At 53.2% G+C, this 24,892-nt stretch carries 19 protein-coding genes; 15 read left to right on the top strand and 4 right to left on the bottom strand.

Translation table 11 applies throughout. The annotated features are described in order from the left end of the window. From R3I13_RS16355 to R3I13_RS16345, 3 genes are read right to left on the bottom strand one after another with little or no spacing between them, the layout of a single operon-like run. Positions 1-1,140 (bottom strand): glycosyltransferase, encoded by a 1,140-nt coding sequence (locus tag R3I13_RS16355; protein ID WP_346319025.1) that lies wholly within the window; start codon positions 1,138-1,140, stop codon positions 1-3. Between the two features lie 58 nt (positions 1,141-1,198). Next, positions 1,199-1,591: a helix-turn-helix transcriptional regulator gene (locus R3I13_RS16350; protein WP_346319024.1), complete on the bottom strand. Its 393-nt coding sequence runs from the start codon at positions 1,589-1,591 to the stop codon at positions 1,199-1,201. A gap of 17 nt (positions 1,592-1,608) precedes the next feature. Next, entirely contained in the window at positions 1,609-1,902 is a 294-nt protein-coding gene (locus tag R3I13_RS16345; protein ID WP_346319023.1) for a type II toxin-antitoxin system HigB family toxin, read from the bottom strand. Between the two features lie 126 nt (positions 1,903-2,028). Here R3I13_RS16345 and tgt point away from each other — a divergent pair, with 126 nt between their 5' ends. From tgt to R3I13_RS16270, 15 genes are all read left to right on the top strand, one after another. Next, complete coding sequence (gene tgt / locus R3I13_RS16340; protein ID WP_346319022.1) at positions 2,029-3,156, top strand: tRNA guanosine(34) transglycosylase Tgt; 1,128 nt, start codon at positions 2,029-2,031, stop codon at positions 3,154-3,156. 95 nt (positions 3,157-3,251) lie between these two features. Next, positions 3,252-4,331, top strand: coding sequence for an LptF/LptG family permease (locus tag R3I13_RS16335; protein WP_346319021.1), 1,080 nt, complete (start codon positions 3,252-3,254; stop codon positions 4,329-4,331). Positions 4,332-4,463: 132 nt separating this feature from the next. Further along, positions 4,464-5,789: a citrate (Si)-synthase, eukaryotic gene (locus R3I13_RS16330; protein WP_346319020.1), complete on the top strand. Its 1,326-nt coding sequence runs from the start codon at positions 4,464-4,466 to the stop codon at positions 5,787-5,789. Positions 5,790-5,915: 126 nt separating this feature from the next. Continuing rightward, positions 5,916-8,027, top strand: a complete 2,112-nt coding sequence (gene recG, locus R3I13_RS16325) for an ATP-dependent DNA helicase RecG (RefSeq protein WP_346319019.1) — start codon at positions 5,916-5,918, stop codon at positions 8,025-8,027. 317 nt (positions 8,028-8,344) lie between these two features. Beyond that, positions 8,345-11,917 carry a PKD domain-containing protein gene (locus R3I13_RS16320; RefSeq protein WP_346319154.1) on the top strand — a complete coding sequence of 1,191 codons (3,573 nt, stop codon included), beginning with the start codon at positions 8,345-8,347 and terminating at the stop codon, positions 11,915-11,917. A gap of 11 nt (positions 11,918-11,928) precedes the next feature. Continuing rightward, the gene (locus tag R3I13_RS16315) at positions 11,929-12,948 is read left to right on the top strand and encodes a PorP/SprF family type IX secretion system membrane protein (RefSeq protein WP_346319018.1); all 1,020 of its coding nucleotides are present in this window, start codon (positions 11,929-11,931) and stop codon (positions 12,946-12,948) included. A gap of 84 nt (positions 12,949-13,032) precedes the next feature. Further along, complete coding sequence (locus R3I13_RS16310; RefSeq protein ID WP_346319017.1) at positions 13,033-14,439, top strand: FAD-linked oxidase C-terminal domain-containing protein; 1,407 nt, start codon at positions 13,033-13,035, stop codon at positions 14,437-14,439. An 84-nt stretch (positions 14,440-14,523) separates the two neighbouring features. Then, on the top strand, positions 14,524-15,102 hold the full coding sequence (locus R3I13_RS16305) for a hypothetical protein (RefSeq protein WP_346319016.1): 579 nt from the start codon (positions 14,524-14,526) through the stop codon (positions 15,100-15,102). A 257-nt stretch (positions 15,103-15,359) separates the two neighbouring features. Then, entirely contained in the window at positions 15,360-16,478 is a 1,119-nt protein-coding gene (locus R3I13_RS16300; protein ID WP_346319015.1) for a TIGR03364 family FAD-dependent oxidoreductase, read from the top strand. A 113-nt stretch (positions 16,479-16,591) separates the two neighbouring features. After that, positions 16,592-18,097 carry a sodium:solute symporter gene (locus R3I13_RS16295; protein WP_346319014.1) on the top strand — a complete coding sequence of 502 codons (1,506 nt, stop codon included), beginning with the start codon at positions 16,592-16,594 and terminating at the stop codon, positions 18,095-18,097. 35 nt (positions 18,098-18,132) lie between these two features. Continuing rightward, the gene (locus R3I13_RS16290) at positions 18,133-18,831 is read left to right on the top strand and encodes a TIGR00730 family Rossman fold protein (protein ID WP_346319013.1); all 699 of its coding nucleotides are present in this window, start codon (positions 18,133-18,135) and stop codon (positions 18,829-18,831) included. A 222-nt stretch (positions 18,832-19,053) separates the two neighbouring features. Next, positions 19,054-19,695, top strand: a complete 642-nt coding sequence (locus R3I13_RS16285) for an O-methyltransferase (RefSeq protein ID WP_346319012.1) — start codon at positions 19,054-19,056, stop codon at positions 19,693-19,695. A 45-nt stretch (positions 19,696-19,740) separates the two neighbouring features. Next, positions 19,741-21,105 carry a glucosaminidase domain-containing protein gene (locus R3I13_RS16280; protein ID WP_346319011.1) on the top strand — a complete coding sequence of 455 codons (1,365 nt, stop codon included), beginning with the start codon at positions 19,741-19,743 and terminating at the stop codon, positions 21,103-21,105. A gap of 10 nt (positions 21,106-21,115) precedes the next feature. Continuing rightward, complete coding sequence (gene hpt / locus R3I13_RS16275; protein WP_346319010.1) at positions 21,116-21,652, top strand: hypoxanthine phosphoribosyltransferase; 537 nt, start codon at positions 21,116-21,118, stop codon at positions 21,650-21,652. Positions 21,653-21,738: 86 nt separating this feature from the next. After that, complete coding sequence (locus R3I13_RS16270; protein ID WP_346319009.1) at positions 21,739-23,511, top strand: von Willebrand factor type A domain-containing protein; 1,773 nt, start codon at positions 21,739-21,741, stop codon at positions 23,509-23,511. Here the strand turns inward: R3I13_RS16270 and R3I13_RS16265 are convergent. Continuing rightward, positions 23,495-24,883: a sodium:solute symporter family protein gene (locus R3I13_RS16265; RefSeq protein WP_346319008.1), complete on the bottom strand. Its 1,389-nt coding sequence runs from the start codon at positions 24,881-24,883 to the stop codon at positions 23,495-23,497. The genes R3I13_RS16270 and R3I13_RS16265 overlap by 17 nt on opposite strands. Positions 24,884-24,892: the final 9 nt, after the last annotated feature.

Here is a 24,892-nt window from a genome sequence, read left to right as displayed (position 1 = left end):
CTATTTCCACTTGCTTCTCCCTTTCTGGAAGAACAATGCGGGCGTGAAGATAACATAATAAAGGAACATGAGGATGTCCATCAGCCAGCTGTACCAGAATAAGTCCTTCTCATCCAGCTTCTTAAGTGCGAAGAAAGTGATCACGGACTGGATCAGGATCTTGCCGCCCAGGATGCCCAGGGTGATGTACAGCATGGGCATGTAGAACAGCGCCGCCATCATGGCGGGGTAGAAGAGGAAATGGGAGAGGGAGAACAGTCCCAGCAATACTTTATGGCCGAAGCGGTAATGTTTGCCGGTGCTCATATGCCTTGTTTTCTGTGCGAACCAGTGTTTCCACTTCGTTTTGGGCTCGGAGTAGGCGAAAGCGTGTTTGTTGATCACCACGCCCACATTGCTGCCGTTGGCTGCGCGGTTCACGAACAGGTCGTCGTCGCCGGAGGCGATGTGCTGGTGGGCGGTGAAACCTTTATGTTTAAAAAAGAGCTCCTTTTTATACGCCAGGTTGCGGCCCACGCCCATGTAGGGAATGCCGGCCATGGCGTAGGAAAGGTATTGAAGGGCGCTGAAGTAGGTTTCGTAACGGATCACCTTGTTGAGGAAGCCGGGCTTTTTGTAATAAGGCCCGTAGCCCAGCACGATCTCTTTACCATTCTCAAATCCCTGCGCGATCATAGACAGCCAGTGGGTGCTGCCGGGCTTGCAGTCTGCATCCGTGAGCACCACCGTATCATATTTGGCGCCTTTGATGCCGATAGACAGCGGGTATTTTTTCCCGGGGATAAACTGGGCCGCCTGTTTGATCTCGATATGCCGGTAATGGGAATAGCCGTTTTCGATGGAGGCGAGATAATATTTGGAATCGTCTTCCGAATTATCGTTTACCACGATCACTTCGTATTCCGGCTGCTGGTGGATGTGATAGCGCTGCTGGAGCACGGTGGGCAGGTTCCTGGGCAGGCTTCTCTCTTCATTTTTGGCGCAAATGATGACAGACATGGCTTCCTGCGGCGGATGATCTTCATCAAACCGGCGTTTGTAGAATGCTACTCTCGAAAAAAAGACGAGGTAATACAATACCTGAATTCCCGCCGCAGCGGCGAAAACGTAAAAAATGATGATCCCCAGGTTGTCCGACATAGTGGGGGCAAAAATATATGTTTTTATTTATCTATGTAAGGTTGTGGAAAAATTAATACTAGGCATGATCAAGGATAAATTTGGGATCGAGGTGAAGTTTATGGTAAATGACCTTGAGAAATTCCACATCCGGTTCCCTTTTTTGATTCAGGATCTGGGAGAATTTTGAAGGGGAAATACCAAGGAATTCAGCCATTTCCTTTTGGTTCATTTTCTTATGGAACATTTTCAGTTCGATCATGCCCAATAGCGTATCGGGCCTGGGCAGGCTGATGTAATGGTCTTCGTAATCCTCTGCGATCTTTACCAGCACCTGCAATTCATCTACATCACCCTCTGTAAGCGCGGCCGAACCCTTTTTCATCAAAAGGTCGATACGGGCCATGATGCGCTCATATTCCGCCGCAGATGCAATTTTGGGTTTGCGTGATTTGATGGTCTTTTTCATCATGTTGATAATTTGGGGGATCATAATTTTTTAAGCTGTACAAGGTCATATTCGTGATGTGTGCCTATCCATCGTATAAATACCGTCCTTACCCTGAAAATGATCCGTGCAATAAGCCGGTACCTGTTGCCGCGGATATTAAACACGTATAGATCATTCCCGACATAATCCACGCTGTTGAATGTTTCTTTTATATCCTTCAGGCAACTCCAATCCGATTCGCAGGTAAGCCTGAACCAGGCTAACAAAGCATCGGAGGAACCGGGCTGTTCTTTTGAAAAATCTTTCAGGATTTTCCTGCTAATAACTGTCATACAAAATTACGGTTAATCAAACAATATTTCAAATATTGAAATTTTTACTAAATAAATTAGTTAATTGCCCGTTAATGATCCTCCTCAATATTCAATACCTTTGCCCCCTGAAAAATACAGACCATCTTGCAATTTGATCTCATCACCACCGATCCTTCCGGAGCCAGGGCCGGTACCATCACCACCGCGCATGGTACTATCCAGACGCCCATTTTCATGCCCGTAGGCACCGTTGGCTCCGTGAAGGCCGTTACCCAGGAACAGCTGCGCAGCGATGTCAACGCGCAGATCATCCTCGGCAACACCTATCACCTCTACCTGCGCCCCGGCATGGACGTGCTGAAGCAGGCCGGCGGCTTGCACAAATTCAACGGCTGGGACCGCCCCATCCTTACGGACAGCGGCGGATACCAGGTGTTTTCCCTCGCCGCCAACCGCAAGATCAAAGAAGAAGGCGTGGTTTTTCAAAGCCATATCGACGGCAGCCGCCACCTCTTTACCCCCGAAAACGTCATGGACATCCAGCGCACCATCGGCGCGGATATTATCATGGCCTTCGACGAGTGCCCGCCTTACCCCAGCGAATACGGCTACGCCAAACGCAGCATGGAGCTGACCCACCGCTGGCTGGACCGTTGCATCAAACGCCTCGGCGAAACCGCGCCGGCATACGGGCACGAACAAACGTTGTTCCCTATCGTGCAGGGCAGCACCTATAAAGACCTCCGGAAAATATCCGCCGAAGCCATCGCTTCCCGCAACTGTGCGGGCAACGCCATCGGCGGGCTAAGCGTGGGAGAGCCGGAAGCGGAAATGTATGAAATGTGCGGGCTGGTAACCGAAATACTGCCGGTAGAGAAACCCCGCTACCTCATGGGCGTGGGCACACCCTGGAATATCGTGGAGAACATCGGGCTGGGCATCGATATGTTCGACTGCGTAATGCCTACCCGCAACGGGCGCAACGGCATGCTGTTCACCTGGCAGGGCGTCATCAACATCCGCAATAAAAAATGGGCGGATGATTTCAGCCCGCTGGATGAACAAAATCCTTGTCCTGCTAGCCAGAACTACTCCAAGGCCTACGTACGCCACCTGTTCGTTGCCGGTGAGATACTGGGCATGACGCTTGCCAGCATCCACAACCTCTGTTTTTACCTGGAACTGGTAAAGGCCGCGCGGGAACAAATATTGCAGGGCACTTACGGCGCGTGGAAGCAACGGGTGATACCCCAGCTGAAAACAAGGCTGTAGTATTTATGTTAAAATTGCACATCATAGAATAAAATTGCATATTAGATGCAAGCGGAATACTAGCTTTGCACCTTTAAGCCCGGCCGCCTCATAACATGAAGAAGATAGACTGGTACATATTACGCAAGTTCATCGGCACGTTCGTTTATTCCCTGATGATCCTGCTGGTGATCTCGGTAGTGATAGACATCACGGAAAAGATCGACGACTTCCTGGAGCATAACCTGTCCATTGGGTTCGTGTTCATGCACTATTACATCGGCTTCATCCCCCACATCGCGGCGCTGCTTTTCCCTTTGTTCATCTTCATTTCGGTGATATTTTTCACCTCCAAGCTGGCCTATAAAACAGAGATCGTCGCCATCCTGAGCGCGGGCGTGAGCTTCAGGCGTTTCCTGCGGCCTTACTGGGTAGGCGCCATTCTTTTCGCCTCCATTCTCTGGGCAGCCAACCGCTGGGTAGTGCCGGCCGCCAACCGCATCCGTACTACTTTTGAGAATAAATATGTGAGCGCGCCCAAAGATGCCGAAACGATGAAAGACCGGACCATGCGGGTAGACAGCCTCACTTATATCACCTTCGGTTTTTACGATCCCAACTATAAGAACGGTTCCAATTTCGTGATGAAGCGCATCAAAGGCCAGCAGGTGATCTACAGCCTCAAGGCCGACCGTTTTTCATGGGATTCCGTGGGCCGCAAATGGAAGCTGGACTTCGTTACCGTGCGCACCATCAGCGGCATGAAAGAAACCCTGCACACCCGCAATGACACCACCGTCAAAATACCCCTTCACCCTGCGGAGCTGATCGAAGAAAAAAATAAAGAGCAGGCCATGACGACCCCCGAGCTGAACCGTTACCTGGCCAGGGAAGAGCTGCGCGGGGCGGAAGGGCTGAACGTTTATTACGTGGAAAAACACCGGCGTACCTCTGCGGCCGTGGCGGTGATCATCCTGGTACTGATCGGGGCCATTATTTCCAGCAAGAAGGTAAGGGGCGGCAGTGGCCTGCACCTGGCGCTGGGCATCGTGATCTCCGCCCTGTATATCCTCTTCATGCAGTTCTCCACCGTATTTGCCACGAAGGCCGATCTGAATCCCTTGCTGGCGGCATGGATACCCAACTTCGTTTTCGCCGGGCTGGCCCTTTATCTCTATTTCCGCGCCCCGAAGTAGTTGTTTTGACGTTTTTGATCAAAAGCCTGAAATAATACGTTAAATCTCCCCTTAAGGGTACGGTTTTTATGATTTATCATTACTTTTGTCTATTGATCGATTTTGTTAATTTTTCTAAATCATTGCGGGAAAATGAGTTATATAAAAGAGAAATTCAAGGCTAAGGCAGATGAACTGGGCGCAGAGGTAAAGGACCTGCTCAAGAATCATGGTACAAAGAAAGTAGATGATGTAACAGTGGCCCAGGTTTATCAGGGCATGCGCGGTATTACCGGGCTGGTTACCGAAACCTCCCTGCTGGATGCCAATGAAGGTATCCGCTTCCGCGGTTATTCCATCCCCGAATTAAGGGAACATCTTCCGAAAGCCCCGGGTGGCGCAGAGCCCCTGCCGGAAGGGTTATTTTATCTCATGCTGATCGGCGAGCTGCCTACCGAAGCGGACGTGCAGAACCTGAGCAGCGTACTGGGCCGCCGCAGCCATGTGCCGAACCATGTATTCGACGCCATTGAAGCGCTGCCTGTTTCCACTCACCCCATGACCATGTTCACCGTGGCCGTTATGGCTTTGCAGACCGAATCCGTGTTTGCAAAAGCGTATGCTGACGGGATGAATAAAAAAGACTACTGGAGCTACATGTATGAGGACACCCTGAACCTCATCGCGCGCCTGCCGCGTGTAGCCGCTTATATCTACCGCCGCAAATACAAAGACGGCAAGCACATCCAGCCCGATGGCATGCTGGACTGGGCGGCCAACTTCGCCCACATGCTGGGGTATTCAGACGAAGGATTTAAAGAACTGATGCGCCTTTACATGGTGATCCATGCGGACCACGAAGGCGGCAACGTGAGCGCTCACACCACGCACCTCGTAGGTTCCGCTCTCAGCGACGCTTACCTGTCGTTCGCAGCCGGCATGAACGGCCTTGCAGGCCCGCTGCATGGCCTGGCCAACCAGGAAGTGATCAAATGGATACTGAGCATGCGCGAAGAACTGGGCGGCGGCGTTCCCACCAAAGAGCAGATAGCGGCTTACGTAAAAAAGACCCTCTCCGAAGGTAAGGTGGTGCCGGGCTATGGCCATGCCGTATTGCGCAAAACCGATCCCCGCTTTACTGCACAGATGGAGTTCGCGAAGAAACACCTCCCCGAAGATGAGCTGGTGCGCATCGTTTGGGCGATATATGATACCGTGCCCAACATCCTGCAGGACCTGGGTAAGGTGAAAAACCCATGGCCTAACGTAGACGCACATTCCGGCGCACTGCTGGTGCACTACGGCCTGGTGGAATACGAATTCTACACCGTACTGTTCGGCGTAAGCCGCGCCCTCGGCGTATTGGCCTCCCTTTGCTGGGACCGTGCGCTGGGTCTCTCTCTCGAAAGGCCCAAATCCGTTACTTCTGAATGGATGAAGCTGTTCGTGGAAGGGAAAGTGGAAGCGATCGCTGAATAATTATTTTTATGATACTGGCCGGCCTGGAAGCATTGCAGCTTCCGGGCCGGTCTTTTTTATGCGCCGCTGCTGTTTGCCTTTTTTTCTGAAATTGCCGTACTTCGTACCCTCATTCAACATGCGTTCTTGAACTATATCTCTTCCATATTATCCAATCCGATCGAATACCTGAAAGGCGTAGGCCCCCAGCGGGGCGAACTGCTGCGGAAGGAGATCAGTCTCCATACTTTCCGCGACCTGCTGGAATATTACCCGTTCCGGTATGTGGACCGCACCAAGGTGGAAAAGATACGCCAGCTCAGTGGTATGGAAGAATTCGTGCAGATCAGGGGGCGCATTGTGCATATGGAAGTAGTGGGAGACAAGCGCTCCAAGCGGCTGGTAGCCACACTGCAGGACGAAACAGGCCGCATAGACCTTGTTTGGTTCCAGGGATGGCAATGGATGCAGAAGTCGCTGCGCGAAAATGCCGGCTATCTTGTGTTCGGCAGGCTGTCGCAGTTCAATGGCATTTTGCAGATGGCGCATCCCGAAATGGACCTGCTCACAGAAGAGACCGCTGCCGGCAAACAACACCTGGAACCGGTGTATTACACCACTGAAAAACTGAAAGCCCGCGGCCTTACCGCCAAGGCCATTGGCAAGCTGACGCATAATTTGCTGGAACAGCTGTCGCTGTCTGAGATCAGGGAGAATATCCCTGCCCCGGTATTGCAGCAGTTCCGCCTGATGCCGCGGTCGCAGGCTTATTTCAAGATACACCTCCCCGCCACGGAAGAAGAAGCACGGCAGGCGCAGCGGAGGCTGAAGTTTGAAGAGCTTTTCCTGGCGCAGATCCGCATCTGCCGCCTCAAGATCCGCCGCCATAAAGCCAGCCACGGTTTCGTCTTCAACGCCGTAGGCGACGTGTTCAACACCTTTTATAACAACCACCTGCCTTTCGCCCTCACCGGCGCGCAGAAGCGTGTGCTGAAAGAGATCCGGAAAGACACGACCACCGGCCGGCAGATGAACCGCCTGGTACAGGGGGATGTTGGCTCCGGCAAGACCATGGTGGCGCTTCTTTCGCTGCTTATAGCCATAGACAACGGTTTCCAGGGCTGCCTGATGGCGCCGACTGAAATACTGGCGCAACAACATTACAAAGGCATTTCAGAACTGCTGAAAGACATGCCGCTGAAAGTGGCACTGCTAACCGGCAACATCAAAGGAAAGGCCCGCAAACAAATACTGGCCGACGCTGAAGCCGGGAACATCCATATCCTCATCGGCACCCATGCCCTGCTGGAAAACGAAGTGAAATTCCATCACCTGGGCCTGGCTATCGTAGACGAACAACACCGCTTTGGTGTGGCACAGCGCGCACGGCTCTGGGAAAAGAACGATATGCCCCCGCATATCCTCGTGATGACCGCCACGCCCATCCCCCGTACCCTGGCCATGACCGTGTACGGCGACCTGGACGTGTCTGTGATAGACGAGCTGCCGCCGGGCCGCAAGCCCATTACTACGGTGCACCGTACAGAATACCAGCGGCCGCAGGTCATGGATTTTATCAAAGACGAGATCCGCAAAGGCCGGCAGGCGTATATCGTATACCCGCTCATCGAAGAATCCGCCAGCCTTGATTTTGAAAACCTTACAAAAGGATACGAGGAAGTAAAGGCCTTTTTTCCCGAACCGAAATATTACATCAGTATGGTGCACGGCCGCATGACCAACGAGTTGAAAGATGCGAACATGCACCGCTTCGTGACGGGCGATACGCAGATCATGGTGGCTACCACGGTGATAGAAGTAGGCGTGAACGTGCCCAATGCTTCCGTGATGGTCATCGAAAGCACCGAGCGCTTCGGGCTGAGCCAGCTGCACCAGCTGCGCGGGCGCGTGGGCAGGGGAGCGGAACAGAGCTACTGCATCCTGATGACGGGCAACAAGATCGGGAAAGACAGCAGTGAAAGAGTGAAAGTGATGGTACAGACCAACGACGGTTTCGTGATCTCGGAAAAAGATATGGAGTTGCGCGGCCCCGGCGATATTGAAGGCACCCGCCAGAGCGGCCTGCTGGACCTCAAGCTGGCAGACATTGTACAGGACCGTGCCATGCTCCAGGCCGCCCGCGACTGCGCCGAAAAAATACTTTCCGAAGACCCCGACCTCGAACTCCCTGAAAATAAACCCCTGCACGATTTCCTGGCCACACAAAGGTCAAAATCTGCATGGAGTAAAATATCATGACGGCTTTTACGTTGAATTCTCGGAATGACTGGCAGGGATGGTTGATCCTGAATATGTTGCTTGCCCAATACCTTCGTGGACCGTCCTCTGCCAGTCGCCAACCAATTCCGCTGCCGTAACATTTTGACGGTTCTATCCGTTAAATAAAGTATATTAGTTATTACTAGGCACAATCTTAAATACGAAACCGCTTGAAATCTTCGCGCCCTACCGGTCTTACCAGTGCTTTGCAAGTTTGGATACTGTTTATGATGATTGGATCACCTGCCTTTTCACAGGACCATCAGCACAGCCCAAATTCTTCCCCATTGGAATTTGTGGAAAACAAAGGGCAGTGGAACACAGATTTCCGGTACAAAGCTTCCCTTGGCGGCGCCAGTATTTTCCTCCGCAACAACAGCTTCCGGATATTGCTGATGCACCCTGAAGACATGGCACGCCTGGAAAGGTCCCGCCACGGCACCGTAAAGGATTCAGGCTACACGTATTACCCGGACGGCGTTCCGAAAGACAGGCAGCGCAACGATGCCAACAACAAAGTAAGCGCGCCGGCAATTCCTACCCCCGGTGGCGGCACGGGCGGCAATCCGGCGCCGCCGGTCAGGGTAAGAGGCCATGCTTACGACATACAATTCCTGAACGCGGCCGCTAATCCCGAGATCATTCCCTCCAAAGCCACCCAGGACAATATCAGCTACTTTATCGGCAGCGACCCGTCCAAATGGAAGTCCGGCATCGGCGCCTATACGAATATCCTGTACAAAAATATGTACCCTGATGTGGACGTGCAGGTATACTCCGAGTCCGGCCAGATGAAGTACGATGTGATCGTGCATCCCGGCGGCAATCCCGGTAATGTGAAACTGCAATACAACGGCGCCTCTTCCATGTCGCTTAAAAAAAATACCCTGCGTATTCAAACCTCTGTTGGCGAGGCCATTGAGCTGGCTCCTTATGCATATCAATACGTCAACGGGCAGCGTAAAACGGTGAAAGTGGAATACCAGCTTTCCGGCAATACCGTGAGCTACAAAGTTTCCGGCCGTTATGACCCGCAATATCCGCTGGTGATAGATCCGACCGTGGTTTTTGCGACACTTACCGGTTCCCGTGCGGACAACTGGGGATTTACCGCCACTTACGACGCCGCCGGCAATTTTTACGGAGGAGGCATCATATTTGGCCAGGGCTACCCTACCAGCACAGGCGCGTACGACGGCGGCTTTAACGGTGGCACGATAGACATTGCTGTTACCAAATTTAACCCGGCAGGCAGCCGCATTATATATTCCACTTATATCGGCGGCTCGGCAGACGAGCTGCCCTGCAGTATGTTCGTGGATGCTGCCGGCAACCTGGTGATATCCGGCAGAAGCAATTCCACTGATTTTCCCGCCCTGACTAAAGCAGGCGCAGGCGGCGGCTACGATATCATAGTGGTAAAACTTAACGCCAATGGTACGGCGATGATCGGTTCTATGATGATCGGCGGCACCGGCACAGACGGCGCGAATATGAGGCCGGACAAAGGTACGGGAACGGATGTGCTGCTTCGCAATTATGGCGACGATGCCCGCAGTGAGGTAGTGGTAGACGGCAGCGGGAACATTTACGTGGCCAGCTCCACCCAGTCAGCCGACTTCCCCTTTACTCCCGGCGCTTTCCAGACCACTTACGGCGGCGGCCGGCAGGATGGCGTAGTGATGAAGATCAATCCCAATTGCAACGCATTGATATGGTCAAGCTTCCTGGGCGGCGGCGCTGAAGACGCGGCATATGTGCTTGCATTGAATGGCGGCAACAGCGTGTATGTGGCCGGCGGCACCGCCAGCAGCAATTTCCCGATGCGTGGCAGCGGCGTATGGAGCAGCTATCGCGGCGGGGCATGCGATGGTTATATTGCGCACTTCTCTGCGGATGGCAGCACCTTGCTGCAGTCCACCTTTGTTGGTTCAGACAACGGGAAGGCAGACCAGGTGTACGGCATCCAGCTGGACAGGCAGGGCTCTGTATACGTGATGGGCACCACCGAAGGCGACTGGCCTATCCAGCAGCCGGCCGGCACGCCCACTTTCTACAACGACAATTCCAAACAGTTCATCACCAAGCTGCGGCCTGACCTTTCAGGGCTGATATATTCCACCACCTTCGGTAAAAACGCAAGCTCTCCCAGCATAAGCCCAGTGGCTTTCCTGGTAGACCGCTGCCAGAACGTTTACGTTTCCGGGTGGGGCGGCGATTTGAACTCCGGTTCGGGCCACGCCAATTCCGGCACCCGCAACCTGCGGGTAACACCCGATGCGCGCAAGTCCAGATCCGATGGCAGCGATTTTTATTTCTTCGTGATGAAAAGAGATGCGCTCGGCATTCTTTATGGTTCTTTTTACGGCGGCGACGGCCTGCTTGAACACGTGGACGGCGGCACCAGCCGCTTCGACCAGAACGGCGTGATCTACCAGGCCATCTGCGCTTCCTGCCAGCTTCACCAGGGGCCGGCCATACGTTTCCCGACAACGCCCGGCGCTTATTACACCGGTTACACCACCAACTGCAACCTCGGTTCCCTCAAGATCGCATTCAACCTCGATGGCGTGCGCGCCGGCTTCACTACGCAGGAAAGAAGACGGAACTATTGCGTGCCAGCCAATATCGATTTCATTGACACCACCGGCGTAACCGCGCAGAGCTGGACCTGGAACTTTGGCGACGGCTCGCCCGACGTGGTGACCACCGTACCCAACACTTCGCATTCTTACCCGAACGTAGGCAATTACCGCGTGCGGCTCATCAAGTATGACCCGGCCAGCTGTAACCTGGCAGATACTGCGTATATGGATATCCGTGTGCGGGAAGACCGCGCGCCGATGGGCTTCACGGAGCAACGCCTGCCGCCATGCACCGCGCTGGAATATCTTTTCGTGAATACCTCCACACATCCGCCGGGCAAACCTTTTAAAAATAATTCCTTCACCTGGGATTTCGGGGACAATACCCCGCAGGTGATAACAGATACCACGCGCCAGCGGCACCGCTTCGCCTCCGAAGGCATTTACAACGTAAGCCTGACGCTTACCGATACCAACTATTGCAACGCCCCTGAAACGCAAACCATTCAATTGCGTGTAGCCGCCAACGTGGTAGCTGCATTTACAATACCAGACAGCAGTTGCGCGCCTTTCATTGCCAACTTCGACAATATTTCCAAAGGCGGCGTTACCTTCAACTGGGACTTTGGGGATGGTACCACCTCCACCGATGCATATCCCACCCACGTTTACAACACGCCGGGCCGCTACCCGGTAAGGCTCGAGGCATATGACCCGAACACCTGCAACCAGCGGCACGATACGACGATCATCATCACCGTAATGCCGCCGCCCACCGCGCAGTTCACCTTCCAGCCCAACAAGCCGGTGGAGAACACGCCGCATATGTTCACCAACCAGAGCACGGGGGCCGCGCGTTATCATTGGGATTTCGGCGATGGCAATACTTCCACTGAAGTGAATCCTACCTACCAATACCTGCGCACCGGCACTTACGACGTATGCCTGATCGCGATCACCGAGTTCGGCTGCCAGGATACGGTATGCCAGGAGGTAAGCGCCATCGTGAACCCGCTGTACGATGTACCCACGGCATTTTCTCCGAATGGGGACGGGGTGAACGATATCTGGGAGATCAAAGGTTTCGGTATAATTCATTACGACATGAAGGTGTTCAACCGCTGGGGCCAGCTGGTGTTCCAGAGCAACGACATGAAACTGGGATGGAACGGCCGCTTCAATGGCACCATTCAGCCGATGGACGCTTACGCCTTTGTGTTGAACATTGAATTCACGGACGGCAATAAGGTTACCAAAACAGGGAACGTTACATTATTAAGATAAAGGGTTTGGTTATGAGAAAGTACGTCTACCATATTGTCCTGATTTGTTGCCTCGCGGGCGCCATACCGGCTTCCGCGCAAGACCTGCATTTTTCGCAGTTCTTCAATTCACCGCTTTCCACTAACCCCGCCAACACCGGTTTTATCCCCGACGGCAACTACCGTATCGGGATCAATTACCGCAACCAATGGGCTACCATACCGGTGCCGTACAAAACCATGTCTGCCTTCGGCGACTTCCAGCTCTTCCGCGACCAGCTTACCTATGGCTGGGTCGGCGTAGGCGGCATGCTGCTGCGCGATGTGGCGGGCACCGGCAACCTCACGTCCACCAAGGCTTATGGCTCTGTGGCCTATCACCAGCTGATGGGGCAGAGCAGCCTGCTGAGCGCGGGTTTTAACGTGGGATATGCAGACAAAAGGGTAGATCTCACCAAGCTCACCTTCGGCAGCCAGTGGAACGGCCAGTTCTTCGACTCGCAGATGTTTTCCGGCGAACCTTTCACCGCGGCTTCAGTAGGTTATTTCGACATGCAGGTGGGGATGAATTACGCATACTTCCCGACCGATAACATTTACATCAACGGCGGATTTTCCGTACATCACATCAATACGCCCCGCGAAACTTTCTATAACGGCAACAACCAGATAGACCGGCGTTACATCGGCTTCCTGAATGCCAGCCTGAAGCTTAACGACAAAGTGATCCTCAACCCGGGCGGCTATTATGCCCGCCAGGCAGGCTCCAGCGAAACCATGGCAGGCGCGTACGCCGCCTACAATCTCTCCGGCGACGGCAACCAGCAGTTGTTCGGCGGCCTGTATTACCGTTTGAAGGATGCCTACGCATTCCTCGTGGGCTACCAGGTGGCCAATTTCAGGCTGATGTTCAATTACGACGTGACGTCCAGCACGCTGTCTGCCGCCAACAGCCGCCAGGGCGCATATGAGCTGAGCCTGCTGTACATCGGGCTATACCCTAACAGGAGCTTTTCCCATGCCAAACGCTACACGCTCTGCCCGTCTTTCTAAACCTGTTATTTTCCGGGGAAATAACGGCTCGGCCTTCCGGGTTTGTCTGTATAGTTATTCCGGATTGATAACTATTTTTGCTGCATGAGCACATTCGCTAAAGTCACTCCCGCTCACATAGAAGCCCTGAAAGGCATTGTAGGGGAAACCTATGTTTTGACAGACGAAGAGAACATAGAAAAATACGCGCACGACGAAACCGAGGATCTCCGCTTTCCGCCGGAAGTGGTCGTGAAGCCCGCTACCACGGAAGAAGTAAGCCGCATCATGGGGTTCTGCAACGAATCGCTGTTGCCCGTAACGCCCAGGGGCGGCGGCACCGGCTTAAGCGGCGGCGCGCTGGCCCAGCATGGCGGCGTATTGCTGTCTACCGAAAGACTGAACAGCATCATTGAAATAGATGAACGCAACCTCCAGGTAACCACCGAGCCCGGGGTGATCACGCAGGTATTGCAGGAAGCTGTAAAAGAAAAAGGCTTGTTCTACCCGCCTGACCCCAGCAGCCGCGGCACCTGTTTCATCGGCGGCAACATTGCCGAGAACTCCGGTGGTCCGAAGGCTGTAAAATACGGTGTGGTAAAGGACTATGTGCTGAACCTCGAACTCGTGCTGCCGAATGGCGATGTGATCTGGACGGGCGCCAACGTACTGAAAAATGCTACCGGTTATAATCTTACCCAGCTGGTAGTAGGCAGCGAAGGCACATTGGGCATCGTCACCAAGATCGTGCTGCGGCTCATCCCGCTGCCGAAGCACGACCTGCTGATGCTGGTGCCCTTCAACTCCGCGGAATACGCCTGTGCCGCCGTGAGTGCTATTTTCCGCGCTGGATACACACCTTCGGCCTTAGAGTTCATGGAAAGGGATGCGCTGCTGTGGGTAACGCAGTTTGTGGACAGCAGCATGGTGAAAATAGATGACGACGTGCAGGCCCATTTGCTCATTGAAGTGGACGGCAACCACCCGGACATGCTCTTCCAGGAAATGGAAGCCATCGCCGCGGTAGTGATGGAATTCGGCGCGGGGGAAATACTTTTCGCAGACAGCCACCAGCAGAAAGAAGAGCTCTGGAAGCTGCGCCGCAGGGTAGCCGAAGCCGTGAAATCCAATTCCATTTACAAAGAAGAAGATACCGTGGTGCCGCGCGCTGAGCTGCCTTTGCTGCTCAACGGCGTGAAAGCCATCGGGCAGCGGTTTGGGTTCAGGTCCGTGTGTTACGGGCATGCGGGCGACGGTAACCTGCATGTGAATATCATTAAAGGCGACCTGACAGAAGAAGCCTGGAACGGTACGCTGAAAGACGGTATCCGCGAGATATTTGAGCTGGTGAAGCGGCTGGGCGGCACTATATCCGGCGAGCATGGCATCGGGCTGGTGCAGAAAGATTACATGGAGATCATTTTCAGCCGGCAGCAGCTGCGGCTGATGAAACAGATCAAGCAGGTGTTTGACCCGAACAACATCCTGAACACCGGGAAAATATTTGACTGAGATAAGATACCCGATTAAAGAAACGTTAATGCGCATGGCAGACCGCCGAAAATCAGATAATTTAGCTTGTAATAAAGTATGATCATGAAACGTATATACCTGGCCGTTATCCTGTTAGTTTGCGCGCAGGCAGCCACTGCGCAGTTTTATAAGACCGATACCGCGCGGGGCTTCGACCGCAGCCGGTTAATGGTGGGTGGCAGCTTTGGCGCAGGCTTCGGGGATTATACGCTGGTGAACGTCTCACCCATCATTGGTTATCGTTTTTCCCCGATGTTCGCAGCCGGTATTGCAGTGAATGCACAGCTTTCCTGGGAAAAGCTGAGAGCTTTTAACGGGGAAATTATTTCACGCTATAATTACAATATGTTCGGCGGCGGGCTCTGGGGCCGGTTTTATCCCATTCCCCAGCTATTCCTCCAGGCGCAGCCGGAATACAACAGCATCGGCGAAAAGCTCAGGGATTATACACGCGATCCTGTTACCACTACCAAAACCCGCTATGGCGCGCCGGCGCTGCTGCTCGGAGGTGGCTACGCGCAGCCGATCGGCATGGGCAATTCCGCTTTCGTGATCATGATCCTGTATGATGTACTGCAGGACGATAGATCTCCCTACAGGAACCGCCCCGTGATCTCCGCAGGGGTGAATGTTGGATTCTGATATCACCAGCCATTATTGCGTGAAAATCCGTCATTGCGAGGAGCAATAGGGAATTTTTATGCAACAGAAGGCGCGACGAAGCAATCTCCAGATATGGAGTATGTCAATCCTATACAGGAGATTGCTTCGTCGCACCCCCGCCTTGGCTTTGCTGCTCCTCGCAATGACGGATTACTGGAATGAGCACAAAATAAATTTTATGTTATTTTGTATATAATAACTAAACAATTATTTACAAATACTGCTATATTTGTTCCATGCAACAAGCAGACTGCGCCGTTGTAGGCGCCGGGATCGTAGGGCTGGCCATGGCCTACCACCTTGCCCTCAAAGGAAAAAAGGTGGTTGTTTTTGAACGCAACCCGCGCGCCACCGGCGCGTCTTACCGCAATTTCGGGCTGGTGTGGACCATCGGGCAGCAGGCGGGTCAGGTGTATGAACGCGCTTTGTACGGGCGTGGCATCTGGAAAGAAATAGCGGGCAGAACAGGTCTTTCCTGCAAGGAAACCGGCTCTTTGCACTTAGGTTATCACGACGATGAAGTGAGCGTGATGGAAGAATTTGCGCGTACCGGCCATGCTCATTGCGAAGTGCTCACAGCTTCCGCCGCTGCTGAAAAAAGCAGCGCCTTTCAACCTAAAGGCCTTAAAGCTGCACTATGGAGCCCCATGGAAATGATGCTGGACCCCCGCGTGGCAAGCGCCACCATCGCGGCTTTCCTGCATTCAGAATACAAGGTGGACTTTCATTTCCACACCGCTGTGAACGGCATCAGCATGCCCTTCGTTGAAACAAAAGAAGGCAAATGGAAAGTGGAACAGATATACATATGCAGTGGCCAGGACTTTGAAACCCTTTATCCATCGGTGTTTGATGCCGCCCCCATCACCCGCTGCAAGCTGCAGATGATGCGCACCGTTACCCAGCCGGGCAACTGGAAGCTGGGCCCCGCCCTCAGCACCGGCCTCAGCATGCTGCACTACGCATCTTTCGCACAATGCCCTTCACTGCCTGAGCTGCGCAAAAGAATTGAATCCACCCTGCCGGAATACCTGCAATACGGCATTCACCTGCTGGTATCGCAAAACGGCGCTGGGGAGCTTTCCTTAGGCGACAGCCATGAATATGGAAAAGAAGTAGATCCATTCGATAAGGAACATATCAATCAACTCATTCTTCAATACATCCGGACATTCCTGCTCGCGCCGTCTTTCGCCATACAGGAACGCTGGCATGGCGTGTATCCGAAGCTCACCAATGGTGAAACGGACCTTATACTGCGGCCTGAGCCGGGTGTTACCATCCTCAACGGTCTTGGCGGCGCAGGCATGACGCTCTCCTTCGGTCTCGCGAGGGACGTTGTAGCAGGGCTTTGACAATACATTGTATACAGTGAACAGGGGCAGCGGAGAAGCTGCCTTTTTTTATGCTTTCTTGGCTGAAATCCCTATTTTTATTTTTATTCTAACGTTTACGTCAAAATCTGTACATGGCACCTGACCAGAACCAGTTCATGTCGCCTGGGATATTTATCGTTTTTATCGCCAGCTACTTTTTCCTGCTATTGCTTATCTCATATCTGACCACGCGGAAAGCGGATGCACAATCTTATTTCATCGGCAACCGGAACTCCGTATGGTATCTCGTGGCCATCGGGATGATCAGCGATTCCTTATCGGGCGTTACTTTCATTTCCGTGCCGGGCAAAGTGGAAACTGGTTCTTTCTCTTACCTGCAAACCATACTGGGCTACATCCTGGGTTATGTGATCATTGCCACGGTATTGCTGCCTTTATATTACAACCGTAATCTCACTTCGATCTATACGTACCTGCAACAACGTTTCGGTCCCATCACGCAGAAAACAGGCGCGGTGTTCTTCATCCTTTCCCGGCTGGTGGGCGCGGCGGCGCGCTTATTCCTCGTTGCCGGCGTGCTGCAGCTTTTCGTGTTCGACTATTATAATGTTCCCTTCGTTTTATCCGTTTCCATCATGATCGCGCTGATGCTCGTGTATACTTACCGCGGCGGCATTAAAACGCTGGTGTGGACGGACGCCATGCAATCCACTTTCCTGCTGCTGGCCGTAGTGCTCACCATCGTGGTGATCTGTTCGGACCTGCATTGGGGCCTGGGCGATCTTATCAGCAATGTGGCCAATAACCCGCGGTCGAAAACATTTTTCTGGGATTGGAAAGCCGCCAACTTTTTCCCGAAAGAATTTTTCGGCGGCATGATGATCGCCGTAACCATGACCGGCCTGGACCAGAACATGATGCAGAAGAACCTCAGCTGCCGCTCCCTCGGCGAAGCGCAGAAGAACATTTATTCCTTCAGCATTATGCAGCTGGTGGTGAATGTGTTCTTCCTCAGCCTGGGCGTGCTGCTGTACGAATACATGAGCGCAAACGCCCTGCAGATCCCGCTGGGCGCGGATGGAAGGAAACTCACCGACCAGGTGTTCCCCATGCTGGCGCTCACGCAACTGGGCACTTTCGCCAGCATTATTTTCATTGTAGGCTTAACAGCGGCCACTTTCTCCAGTGCAGACAGTGTGCTTACCACGCTCACCACTTCCTTTTACATAGACATCCTCGGCCATCCCACCGAGGGCATGGACGCCCGGCGGAAGCGCACCAGGAACATCATACATATAGGCTGCGCCGTTGCCTTGCTGCTGACCATCCTTTTATTCAAGGTGTTCAACCAGAGCGCGATAATAGATACCGTACTGTTCCTCGCTACCATCACCTACGGGCCGATGCTGGGACTGTTTGCCTTCGGCATCCTGAACAAGCGGCCCACGGCGGATTATGGCTCGGTGATCGTATGTCTCATTTCACCAATCCTTTGTTTTATCCTCAAACAATATTCAGAACAATGGCTGGGCGGGTATAAATTCGGGAATGAACTGCTGATCGTGAACGGCCTGTTTACGTATATCGGTTTATGGTTGTTTTCCAAAAGCAGGGCGTCCCTGCAACCGTTGCAGTAAAAATGTGTAGATTGTAAAACAAAATAGAACAGCAGATGAATGATATGTTAAAGAACCTGCAGATGCGGGACTGGACGGAAACCAAAGCCCATTCCAGCTGGCAGATATTCAAGATCATGGCGGAGTTTGTGGAAGGGTTCGAAGCGCTTGCAAAGATTGGCCCCTGTATTTCCGTATTCGGTTCCGCCCGCACCCGCGAAGGCAATCCCTATTACGAGCTGGCCTGCGAAATAGCGCAGCGCCTGGCTGAAGACGGCTTCGGTATTATCTCCGGCGGCGGCCCCGGCATTATGGAAGCGGCCAACAAAGGCGCCAAAAAAGCCAATGGTAAAAGCGTAGGGCTCAACATCGAACTGCCGCACGAACAATATGCCAATCCTTTTATCGATAACGACAAAAGCCTCAACTTCGATTATTTCTTCGTCCGCAAAGTAATGTTCGCCAAATATTCCCAGGGCTTCGTGATGATGCCCGGCGGCTTCGGCACGATGGACGAATTCTTTGAAGTAGCCACCCTCATCCAGACGAAAAAAATGACCGAGACACCGCTGGTGCTCGTTGGAAAAGAGTACTGGAGCGGCTTGCTGGCCTGGATCGATGCGGTGATGATGAAAAAAGAAAGCAACATTCACCCCGAAGACCTGGACCTGCTGAAGGTGTTTGATACTGCCGACGAAGTGGTGGAATACTTCCGCGTGTTCTACACCACCAACAAACTCCGTCCCAACTTTTAGTATTACTCCATTAACATATACATATGGATGATATTTATCCAGTGTAAAAAAATTAAATACATTTATACAGTCACAGCCTATAGCGGACCATTACAAGATTTGTTATATGGTCAATAGTTGTGTCTTTTAATGGTTAACATGGGGTAAAGAGCCTGATAGTACTATCAGGCTCGATTTGTTTGTGGCTGACTGATAATTGCTTAGGTTTGCAAAAAAAAAGGCATGGAGGTAATATCGCAGGACATTCAGGCGTTTGCAGAGAAGTACACCACTCCTGAAACGGAGTTGTTATACCGTTTACACCGCGAAACGTACCTGAAAGTGGACCAGCCTCATATGCTGAGTGGCCATGTGCAGGGCCGTTTTTTAACAATGGTGAGCCAGATGATGCGTCCGCAGCGCATCCTTGAAATAGGTACATACACCGGTTATTCCGCCATCTGCCTGGCGCAGGGCCTCGCAGATAACGGGCATCTGCATACGATAGATATCAACGAAGAGCTGGAAGAAATGAGCGGCCGTTATATTACCGAAGCCGGTTTAAGGGACCGCATCACGCAGCATACCGGCAAAGCCGCGGAGATCATCCCGCAGCTGAATGAAGTGTTCGATCTCGTGTTCATCGATGCTGACAAGGCCGGTTATATCGGTTATTACGATCTCGTTTGGGAAAAGCTGCGGCCCGGCGGATTCATGCTTGCAGACAATGTGCTGTATCACGGCGAAGTAGTGCTGGCGGAAGAAGAACAAAGCAACAACGCCAAAGCCATGATCAGCTTCTGCCGGAAAGCAGTGGCAGACGAACGCGCTGAAACACTGCTGCTGAGCCTGCGCGACGGCGTGCTGATGATCCGGAAAAAATAGAACGAGGATCATCCCGGAACAAGACCCATTAAATTCAACATATACATGCAAAGAAAGTCATACTGCCTGGCCATCTGTCTGCTTATCTGCTTGTCTATAGGCGCAGCTGTAAACGCAGTTGCACAGAACATCAGCACCACCCAGTACATAGACACGTATAAGAACATCGCCATGGAAGAGATGCGCCGCTCCGGCGTACCTGCGGCCATCAAACTGGCGCAGGGCATCCTCGAAACCCAATCCGGCAACGGCTGGCTGGTGCTGAACAGCAACAATCACTTCGGCATTAAATGCAAGAACAACTGGACCGGGCCTTCCGTGAACTACGACGACGACGCGCGCCAGGAATGTTTCCGCAAATACGGATCCCCCGCAGAATCCTGGAAAGATCATTCAGAATTCCTCCGCAACAATCCCCGTTACAAATTCCTGTTCGACCTGAACCCGGACGACTACAAAGCCTGGGCCTACGGTCTTAAAACGGCGGGTTATGCTACAGACAGGAATTACCCGCAACGCCTGATCCAGATCATAGAAACTTACCAGCTGCAGCAATACAACGCCATTGCCATGGGCAAACAGCCCATCCCCGCAAGCCCGTCACTGGCCGGCGATCCATCATCATACGAACCGGTACAATCGCCGGACCGTGACAACGTGATCACGCCGCAACCTGCCGCAAAAAAATATCCCGTTGATACAGAGTTCCGCATCAACAACCGCAAAGTAATATTTGTGAAAGAAGGCACCGCATTGATACAGATCGCCAGCCAGTACGACATCCGCCTCAGCTCACTGCTCAAATACAACGATCTTGCCGAAGACCTGCCGCTTGAAAAAGACATGCTGATCTTCCTGCAAAGCAAAAGCAAACGCGGCCAGAACGACTACCACATCGTAACGCCCGGCGAATCGCTGCACGATATTGCGCAGGCCGAAGGCGTTCAGCTCCGCTGGCTGCGCAAGCGCAATAAGCTGGATGAAGGCGATCAGCCCGCCGCAGGCGAAAGAGTGGCGCTGGACGGGTTTGCATCTTCCAAACCGCGCCTGGGCAGCAATTCAGTAGCGAAGGTGGACGATCACAAAGACCTGGAGCCGAAAAAGATCATCAAAGAAATAAAAGAAGAAATAGCCAAAGCCAGGACCGCGCCCGAACCCGCGCCGGCCACCTCCGGCCCTGCGCGCGCAGAAGAAAGGAGCACCGGCATCCCGCCGTCTATGGTGGAAGACCTGAAAAAAGCCGGCAGCACGGTAACGCCCGCCGGCACGCAGTACCACACCGTAACGGAAAAAGAAACGCTGTACAGCATTTCACGGCGGTACAACATCACCGTGGCGCAGCTCCAGCAATGGAACAACCTCCAGGATAACGGTATTAAAATAGGACAGCAGCTTGTAGTCCGCAAATAATCCATCGCCCATGACGACGATACAGGTACACGATAAAAAATTCATCCCCTTCATCAGCGAAGCCGACCTGCAGGCGCGCATCAAAGAGATGGCGAAACAGCTCAGTCACGACCTCCGGGGCGAACGCCCGCTGTTCATCGGCATCCTCAACGGCTCGTTCATTTTCGCGGCGGATATGTTCAAACACCTCAGCATCGAAGCGGAAATATCCTTCATCAAACTGGCTTCCTACAAAGGGACCAAAAGTACCGGCAACGTGATCACGGCCATCGGGCTGGAAGAAGACCTGTATGGCCGCACCGTGGTGATCGTGGAAGATATCGTGGACACGGGCAAAACGCTCAGCCAGTTCCTCCCGCAGCTGGAGCACCAGCAACCGAAGCAACTGATGGTAGTGGCGCTGCTGCACAAACCCGACGCAATGACGCATCCCGTCAAGATCGATTACCTGGGCTTTTCAGTGCCCAATAAATTCCTGCTGGGCTACGGCCTCGATTACGACGGGCTGGGCCGCAACCTGCCGGAAATATACCAGCTGGCCGAGTAAAGAATTACCACGCAAATTTTAACCGGGTACACCAACTGATTAAAAATTTTCTTAATTTAGATATCGTTGGATGTAATTAGATTACTATGCATAAGCTCCTCATGCTGCTCTGCTGGCTTTGCGGGAGCATGATGGCAGAGGCACAACAAAAGACCAGGGGAGTAGTGTCTGGCGCAGTGCTGGACAGTGTGAACCAGGGCCCTTTGCAGGGCGTGCGCGTGAGCATTCTGAAAGATACGGTTACGGTTAAGACAAACCAGTATGGACTATTTCGTATAGACGTTCCCGATGGCAGCACGCACCTTGTATTTGAATATCCCGGTTATCACACCAAAACAGTGCCCCTCAACCATTATGATCGCATGCTCATTGAGCTGAACCCGTTATCGAAAAATCCCGGTACGAATGGCGACGTTGCCAAAGCCAGGGCCCGGGCGAGGTTTGCCCATAGCTCCAACCCCAATTACGGCAACGTGGGCATGGGCGTGTCCGCCTTTTTTGATGAAACTTACGGCAAGCTTTACGAGAATAAATTCGTGGACGCTGAAAAGAGCAACCACTCGTCTTTCGCGCTGGATGTGGATCGCGCGGCCTATAGCAATATGCGCCGCTTCGTGAAGCTGCGGGAACATATACCCGTGGATGCTGTGCGGATAGAGGAGCTGGTGAATTATTTCCATTACAGCTACCCTTTGCCGCGCGGCGACAGCACCTTTGCATTATACGCCCATTACACAGACTGTCCCTGGGCGCCCGGCCACAACCTGCTGGAGATCGCAGTGAGGGCGCAGCAGATCGAGACGGACAGCCTGCCGGCCAGCAACCTCGTTTTCCTGATAGATATCTCCGGCTCCATGGGCACGGCCAACAAGCTGCCGCTGCTGCAGGCCGCCTTCCGCGTACTGGTCAACAATCTACGCCCGCGCGACAGGGTGGCCATCGTAGCTTACGCCGGTACACCCGGGCTGGTATTGCCCTGCACACCGGGAAATGAAAAGGAAAAGATCCTCAACGCCATCGACTACCTCAGCGCAGGCGGCGCCACCGCCGGGGAGGCTGCTATTAAAATGGCGTACCAGATCGCGGAAGAAAATTTCATCCCCAACGGCAACAACCGCGTAATAATGGCCACAGACGGCGATTTTAACGTAGGGCAAACCAGCGACCAGGATATGGAAGACCTTATCCTGCAAAAAAAAGAAAGCGGCGTATTGCTCACCTGCCTTGGTTTTGGCATGAAAGATTATAAGGACAGCAAGCTGGAAACCCTGTCGAGCAAAGGCAATGGCAACTTCGCGTATATCGACGATATGGAGGAAGCCAATAAAGTATTCGCCCGCGAATTCGGCAGCACCCTATTCACCATCGCGCGCGACGTGCGGGCGGAGATCACTTTCAATCCCCGGCGGGTAAAGGCTTACAGGTTGATCGGTTATGAAAACAAAGTACTGAAGGAAGATAATTCCAATGGCGAACGGATCGTCGGTGGCATTGTAGGTTCAGGCAACTGCGTGGTGGCGCTGTATGAGATCATTCCCGAAGAACAGGATACCAACGGACAATTGGGCGTAACCCGCATCACTTACCGCACTGAACAGGACACTACTTTGCGTGTCATGCAAAAAGAGATCGCCGGTTCGCGCCAGGTATTTGCCGCCGCGCCGGACGATTTCCGCTTTGCCGCGTCTGTAGCACTGTTCGGCATGCTCGTGAAGAACTCCGCATACAAAGGCACAGGCAATATCGCTATGGTGACAGACATTGCGAAAAAAGCGCAGGGGCCCGATAAAGGCGGCTACCGCATGGAATTCCTGAAGCTGGTAAAACTGGTGAAGAAAAATACTACCTGGCTAAAGTAACGGCGAACCGCTTCCATCCGAAAGTGCCCGCCAGCATTCCCGCTATACTGCAAAGCAAACCCACGAATAAAGAAGGCGTTTCCGTGCCTGCAACTTCACTGTAGATGTAACCCGCTGTGCCCAGGATAATGGAAAGGATGGCCCCGCCTTCGTTCGACCGCTTCCAGTAAAGCCCCGCCGTGAGCGGCACAAAGAGGGAAACAAGGCTCAATACGGAAGAAGATGCTACCAGCTCGTAAATATCCTGGCTGCCGAAAGCCATGCCCATTGAAATGGCAGATACGATCACCACTGAAATGCGGATCACGCGCAGGAACTGTTTGTCTGTAATGTCTTTGAAGAACGGGCGGATGATGTTTTCCCCCAGCACTGTGGCCGGCGCCAGTATTGCGCCGCTGGTGGTGCTCATCACGGCAGACAGCAGCGCGCCGAAGAACAATACCTGTATGAAAAGGTTGCCGTGCTGTAATACCATGTTCGGCAGTATTTTTTCCGTGCCTTCCGCGGCCAGCCCGGGATACAGCTGCTGCGCGCACAGCACGATCAGCAAAGGCACCGAGCCGATCACGAGGTACATCAGCGCGCCGAGATAAGAAGAATATTGCGCCACGCGTTCGCTCTTGCTGCTCATGAGCCGCTGGAACACGTCCTGCTGCGGAATGGAACCCAGCCCGATGGTGAACCATGCCGCGAGGTAATGCAGCCAGCTGTTCCAGTCCTTTTCCGGCAGGAAGCGGAAAGTGCCTGCCGGCGCGCGTTCTATCACCGTTTGCATACCGCCTGCATCATCCACCACTATCACCGCGATCACCACGATGCCCACGATGATCATGATGGTTTGTATGAAATCCGTGATGGAAACGGACCACATGCCGCCCATGTAAGTGTAGGCCATCACGATCAGCCCGCTGGCTATCATGGCAGTGCCATGCGGAACCCCCATCACGGTGTTGATCACGATGCCCATGGCCACGATCTGCGCGGCGATCCAGCCGAAGTAAGAGGGGATCATGAGCAGGGCAGACACTACTTCTGCCTTCCTTCCATATCTTTCCCGGAAATAATCGCAGAAGGTAAGCAGGTTGGTGCGGTACAGCTTGCGGGCGTAGAACAATCCCACGAGCAACAGGCACAACGAAGCGCCGAAGGGGTCTTCCATAACGCCGATGAGCCCGTGCTGCGCAAATTCGCTGGTAGCGCCCAGCATGGTCTCGGAACCGAACCAGGTGGCGAATATCACGCAGGTGCTGATGCCCAGCGGCAGGCTGCGCCCCGCCACGATGAAGTCTCCCGCGCTTTTCACTTTGCGGGCGGCCCAGCGGCCGATAAGTATGGTGATCAGGAGATAAACGAGTACGAATGCAGTGAGCATCGGCGGTAC

The sequence above is a fragment of the Chitinophaga sp. YIM B06452 genome (genome assembly GCF_039655965.1).
GTDB lineage: Bacteria > Bacteroidota > Bacteroidia > Chitinophagales > Chitinophagaceae > Chitinophaga.
This window is presented reverse-complemented; position numbering and strand designations above follow the sequence as displayed.

Coding starts and splice junctions, on each gene's coding strand:
- R3I13_RS16355 (WP_346319025.1), bottom strand. CDS start 1,140: ATGTCGGACAACCTGGGGATCATCATTTTTTACGTTTTCGCCGCTGCG.
- R3I13_RS16350 (WP_346319024.1), bottom strand. CDS start 1,591: ATGATGAAAAAGACCATCAAATCACGCAAACCCAAAATTGCATCTGCG.
- R3I13_RS16345 (WP_346319023.1), bottom strand. CDS start 1,902: ATGACAGTTATTAGCAGGAAAATCCTGAAAGATTTTTCAAAAGAACAG.
- R3I13_RS16335 (WP_346319021.1), top strand. CDS start 3,252: ATGAAGAAGATAGACTGGTACATATTACGCAAGTTCATCGGCACGTTC.
- R3I13_RS16330 (WP_346319020.1), top strand. CDS start 4,464: ATGAGTTATATAAAAGAGAAATTCAAGGCTAAGGCAGATGAACTGGGC.
- R3I13_RS16315 (WP_346319018.1), top strand. CDS start 11,929: ATGAGAAAGTACGTCTACCATATTGTCCTGATTTGTTGCCTCGCGGGC.
- R3I13_RS16310 (WP_346319017.1), top strand. CDS start 13,033: ATGAGCACATTCGCTAAAGTCACTCCCGCTCACATAGAAGCCCTGAAA.
- R3I13_RS16305 (WP_346319016.1), top strand. CDS start 14,524: ATGAAACGTATATACCTGGCCGTTATCCTGTTAGTTTGCGCGCAGGCA.
- R3I13_RS16300 (WP_346319015.1), top strand. CDS start 15,360: ATGCAACAAGCAGACTGCGCCGTTGTAGGCGCCGGGATCGTAGGGCTG.
- R3I13_RS16295 (WP_346319014.1), top strand. CDS start 16,592: ATGGCACCTGACCAGAACCAGTTCATGTCGCCTGGGATATTTATCGTT.
- R3I13_RS16290 (WP_346319013.1), top strand. CDS start 18,133: ATGAATGATATGTTAAAGAACCTGCAGATGCGGGACTGGACGGAAACC.
- R3I13_RS16285 (WP_346319012.1), top strand. CDS start 19,054: ATGGAGGTAATATCGCAGGACATTCAGGCGTTTGCAGAGAAGTACACC.
- R3I13_RS16280 (WP_346319011.1), top strand. CDS start 19,741: ATGCAAAGAAAGTCATACTGCCTGGCCATCTGTCTGCTTATCTGCTTG.
- hpt (WP_346319010.1), top strand. CDS start 21,116: ATGACGACGATACAGGTACACGATAAAAAATTCATCCCCTTCATCAGC.
- R3I13_RS16270 (WP_346319009.1), top strand. CDS start 21,739: ATGCATAAGCTCCTCATGCTGCTCTGCTGGCTTTGCGGGAGCATGATG.
- R3I13_RS16265 (WP_346319008.1), bottom strand. CDS start 24,883: ATGCTCACTGCATTCGTACTCGTTTATCTCCTGATCACCATACTTATC.